We start from the raw sequence: 1,221 nt of genomic DNA on the forward strand, positions 1-1,221 counted from the left end.
TGACCTGCCCCCGGTATTAGATACAACCGTCAGTTAGTAATGTCGGTTTGTTTACCTTCACATTTTCCATTCCGCCACCGTGCTGCAAACTCTGATGGCGTCTGATAATTCAGTGCTGAATGTGGACGACACTCGTTATAATCCTGCCGCCAGTCATTAATGACTTTCCTGGCGTGAACGATATCGCTGAACCAGTGCTCATTCAGACATTCATCGCGAAATCGTCCGTTAAAGCTCTCAATAAATCCGTTCTGCGTTGGCTTGCCCGGCTGGATTAAGCGCAACTCAACACCATGCTCAAAGGCCCATTGATCCAGTGCGCGGCAGGTGAACTCCGGCCCCTGGTCAGTTCTTACCGTCGCCGGATTGCCTCGAAACAGTGCAATGCTGTCCAGAATACGCGTGACCTGAACGCCTGAAATCCCTAATGCGATGGTAATTGTCAGGCACTCCTTCGTGAAGTCGTCCACACAGGTCAGGCACTTTATCCTGCGACCGGTGGCGAGCGCGTCCATGACAAAATCCATCGACCAGGTCAGGTTGGGCGCCGCCGGGCGGAGCAGCGGCAGACGTTCTGTTGCCAGCCCTTTACGACGTCGTCTGCGTTTTACGCCCAGCCCTCTCAGATGATAAAGGCGGTACACGCGCTTGTGATTAACATGAAGGCCTTCACGGCGCAGTAACTGCCAGATGCGGCGGTAGCCAAAACGCCTGCGCTCCAGTGCCAGCTCAGTGATGCGCCCTGATAAATGCGCATCAGCCGCCGGACGCTGAGCCTCATAGCGGCAGGTCGACAGGGACAAACCAGTAAGCCAGCAGGCACGACGCTGCGACAGACCGGTCGCATCACACATAAACTCAACGGCTTCCCGCTTCTGGTCTGTCGTCAGTACTTTCGCCCCAGAGCCACCTGAAGTGCCTCCTTATCCAGCATGGCTTCGGCAAGCAGCTTCTTGAGTCTGGCGTTCTCTTCCTCAAGCGACTTCAGGCGCTTAACCTCGGGCACCTCCATACCGCCATACTTCTTACGCCAGGTATAAAAGGTGGCATCGGAAATGGCGTGCTTGCGGCAGAGCTCACGGGCAGAAACCCCGGCTTCAGCTTCGCGGAGGATACTGATGATCTGTTCGTCGGAAAAACGCTTCTTCATGGGGATGTCCTCATGTGGCTTATGAAGACATTACTAACATCGTGGTGTATTAATCAACGGGGAGCAGGTCA

The 1,221-nt window shown here is 54.7% G+C and carries 1 protein-coding gene; it reads right to left on the bottom strand.

What is annotated here, in order from left to right:
- Positions 1 to 29: 29 nt before the first annotated feature.
- Positions 30 to 1,150 (bottom strand): IS3 family transposase gene (locus ACFX4U_RS24015; protein WP_349350414.1). Its coding sequence is split into 2 segments (ribosomal slippage): positions 30 to 892 and positions 892 to 1,150, totalling 1,122 coding nucleotides; the frame shifts between segments, so codons are not numbered across the junction.
- Between the last annotated feature and the right edge of the window lie 71 nt (positions 1,151 to 1,221).

The sequence above is a fragment of the Kosakonia sp. YIM B13588 genome (genome assembly GCF_042788165.1).
Taxonomy (GTDB): domain Bacteria; phylum Pseudomonadota; class Gammaproteobacteria; order Enterobacterales; family Enterobacteriaceae; genus Kosakonia; species Kosakonia sacchari.